4 protein-coding genes are annotated in these 3216 nt (G+C 74.3%); 2 read left to right on the forward strand and 2 right to left on the reverse strand.

The features are described 5' to 3' along the window. A partial coding sequence (locus tag H5J33_RS28660; protein ID WP_181797734.1) for a tetratricopeptide repeat protein occupies nt 1-1300 on the reverse strand: 1300 nt, incomplete at its 3' end. Between the two features lie 113 nt (nt 1301-1413). Between H5J33_RS28660 and H5J33_RS28665 the strand changes: the two genes are divergently transcribed. Together H5J33_RS28665 and H5J33_RS28670 are read left to right on the forward strand one after the other, a co-directional pair. After that, nucleotides 1414-1614 carry a hypothetical protein gene (locus H5J33_RS28665; RefSeq protein ID WP_181797731.1) on the forward strand — a complete coding sequence of 67 codons (201 nt, stop codon included), beginning with the start codon at nt 1414-1416 and terminating at the stop codon, nt 1612-1614. Nucleotides 1615-1740: 126 nt separating this feature from the next. Further along, nucleotides 1741-2688, forward strand: a complete 948-nt coding sequence (locus H5J33_RS28670) for an MIP/aquaporin family protein (protein WP_181797732.1) — start codon at nt 1741-1743, stop codon at nt 2686-2688. 62 nt (nt 2689-2750) lie between these two features. Here the strand turns inward: H5J33_RS28670 and H5J33_RS28675 are convergent. After that, nucleotides 2751-3216: L,D-transpeptidase (locus H5J33_RS28675; RefSeq protein ID WP_181797733.1), on the reverse strand; the 466-nt coding region annotated here is incomplete at its 5' end.

Genomic DNA, 3216 nt, shown 5'->3' on the forward strand with positions numbered 1-3216 from the left:
CGGGGGCGGTGCGGTGCCCGAGGCCGGTGCGGTAGGCGTCCAGGGCGGCCTCGGTCCGGCCGGTGCGGCGCAGCAGGTCGCCCAGCAGCCGGCACAGGTCGGCGAGGTCACCGGCGGCGCCCGCGCGTTCCAGGAGGCTGAGGGCGCGGACGTAGTGCTCCTCGGCGGCCTCGGTGTCCCGGGCGTCCTCGGCGATGATGCCGAGCAGGCGGTGCGCGGCGGCGGCGTGCACGGCGCCGCGCTCGGAGGAGAAGTCCCCGAGAACACCCTCCAGCAGCTCGGCGGCCTCCCCGGAGCGGCCCCGGCGGTGCAGCACGTCGGCGAGTTCGACGGCGGCCTGGCTGCGGTACAGGGCGGCCCGGGTCCGCGCGAGCATGCTGTGCGCCCGGCGCAGCTCCTCCTCGGCGCGGTCCAGGTCGCCGTTCTGCGCGTAGACGTAGCCGCGCATCCAGTGGCAGTTGGCCAGCTCGGTGCGCAGCCGCAGCTGGGCGTACAGCTCGGCCGCCTTGGCCAGGGAGGCGTCGGCCTCGGCGATGCGGCCCTCGGCGAGCAGGGTGCGGGCGACCGAGCGGTGCATCCGGGCGATCAGCGCGGGGTCGCCGGCCCGCGGGGCGAGCGCGAGGGCGAACTCGGCGGCCTGGGCGGCGCGGGCGTGGGCGCCCATGTCCATGTACGGGCCGATGACGCTGGCGTAGAGCAGCAGCAGCGCGTCCGGGTCGTGCAGTCCGCCGCGGTTCAGTTCGTCGAGCGTGGACTCCAGGAGGTAGACGGCGTAACGGAGTTCACCGGCGAGGTAGTGGGCGACGGCCCGGCCGCGCACCGCGGGCACCCGCACCGGCAGCGACTGGCCGGCCAGTTGCTCCTCGGCCCGTTCGAAGCAGTCCCGGGCCTCGCTCAGCGCGCCGGTCTCCAGGGCGCACTCGCCGAGGCCGAGCAGCGCGGCGGCCTGTTCGCGGCCGAGCCCGTGGGCCTCCGCCTCGGCGCGCACCAGGCCGTACCGGGCGGCGGCCTCCTCGGCCCGGCCGTCGGCGAGGAGCCGCTGGGCCTCGGTGAGCCGCAGCCTGAGGCCGGTGGCGAGGTGGGCGGGGCGGCCGACGGCCAGCTCCTCGAAGGTGACCCCGAGCCGGTCCGCGATGTGCCTGAGCGCCTCGTCCGAGGCCCGGACCCGGCCCGCCTCCAGCGTGGAGATGTAGGCGGGGGTGTACGCCGGTTCCGCCAGCTGCCGCTGGGTCAGCCCCCGCTGGGCGCGCAGCCGCTGCACCCGCCGCCCGACGACCTCCGGTTCGTCCCGCTCCCGCATGCCCGCCCGCCCCCAACTCGCCCTGCCGCCCTTGCCGTTGGGCGGCGACAGCACCTAGGTTAAACGGCGGATTAAGCATGCTTAACACTCCGCTGTTGTGTTGCGAGGTCGCCGTGTCCGGACGTACATCCGCACCCTACGCACCCCACACCCGTCCCTGCGTCCGTCCGTCCGGCCGGGCCTCCGCCGCCCGGGGCGTCGCCGCGGCCGTGATCGCCGTGTCCGGTCTGCTGCTGGCGGCCAACGTGGGTCCGGCCGGCGCCGCCGGCACCCCGCGGGAACCGGCGTCGGTGGTCCGGCAGACGGGCGGCTGAGACCGCCGCACCGACCCCCGCCGGTCGCCCTTCCGGGTGGCCGGGAGCGCTCACCCTGCGGGGAGTGACGTTGTGCGCCAATATGGTGACATTGGCCGCATCGCTCTCTCCTAAAGGGGGACCTCCATGGCTGTGGACATCCCTCCACTCGTCAAGACGTCCCGGCTCAGGAGCCGAGGCGGTCTGCTGGGCGAGTGCATGGCGGAGTTCCTCGGGACCTTCGTCCTCATCTCCTTCGGCTGCGGCGTGGTCGCGATGGCGGTCGCCGCGCTGCCCGGTTCCGGCCGGGCCGCCACCCCCACCACGATCTTCCTGGCGGCCGGCGACTGGCTGCTCATCGCCTGGGGCTGGGCCTTCGCCGTCACGTTCGGCGTCTACGTCGCCGGCGGGATCAGCGGCGCCCACCTCAACCCGGCGGTCACCCTCGCCATGGCCCTGCGCCGGGGCTTCTCCTGGGCCAAGGTGCTGCCGTACTGGTTCGCCCAGGTCGTCGGCGCCCTCACCGGCGCGGCGCTGGTCTACCTCGTCTACCACGACGCGATCAACACCTTCGACCGCACCGTGACCGGGCCGAAGGTGAACGGGCACACCAACACCACCTTCTCCATCTTCGCCACCTTCCCGGCCCCCTACTTCCACGGTGGCGTCTGGGGCCCGCTGATCGACCAGATCGTGGGCACGGCCTTCCTGCTGATGCTGATCGCCGCCGTCATCGACCTGCGCAACCAGGCCGTGCAGGCCAACCTCGGCCCCCTGGTCGTCGGCCTCGTCGTCGCCGCCATCGGCATCTCCTACGGCGCCAACGCGGGCTACGCCATCAACCCGGCCCGCGACTTCGGCCCCCGCCTGTTCACCTACGCGGCCGGCTGGGGCAGCCTGGCGTTCCCGGGCAGCGTGTCCGGCGTCTTCAGCGGTTACTGGTGGATCCCCATCGTCGGCCCGCTGATCGGCGGCGCGATCGGCATCCTGCTCTACGACCTCTTCATCGGCGACGTCCTGATCAGCCGCACCGAACTGGCCCAACTCCCCCCACCCGGCCGCTCCACCCCGACCCGCACCCGCCCCGAGGAGTGAGCACCGGCCGCTCCGCGGCCGGACACCAGGCCGGCGACGGCCCGCCGACCGGACGGCAGGGCCTAGGTGCCGGTTCCGGTGATGGTGATCCGGGTGCCGACGGCCGTGTGCTCGTACAGCCAGCGGGCGTCGTCGGCGCGCAGTCCGATCACGCTCAGCGTGGACGGGCGGCGCCCGGGGACGTCGGTGGCGGTGCCGGCGCCGTAGAGGTAGTGCGGATCCCGCTCGGGGCCGCTGAAGGCCAGCACCCAGTCGTGGCTCTCGATCTCGCCGGTCGGCGAGACGCTGAACCGGGCGTGCCGCAGGCGTTCGGTGACCCGGGTGACCGCGTCGCCGCGGAACGGCCGGTTCATCCCGGGGGCGGAGACGGGGAACGTCCTTCCCCCGGCCCGCAGTTCCAGTGCCGACAGGTCGATCCGGATGTCGTCGACGGAGGCGTCGGGGGACGGGGGCGGTGCCGGGGCGGTGGTGGAGCTCGCTTCGCGTGCGGCACCGTGCCCAAGTGCGGGTCGTGGACAGCAGCATCGG

The sequence above is a fragment of the Streptomyces sp. WELS2 genome, assembly GCF_013870595.1.
Lineage (GTDB): Bacteria > Actinomycetota > Actinomycetes > Streptomycetales > Streptomycetaceae > Streptomyces.

Bases quoted from the DNA above. Each gene is read 5' to 3' on its own strand.
- H5J33_RS28670 (WP_181797732.1), top strand. From the start codon at position 1,741: ATGGCTGTGGACATCCCTCCACTCGTCAAGACGTCCCGGCTCAGGAGC.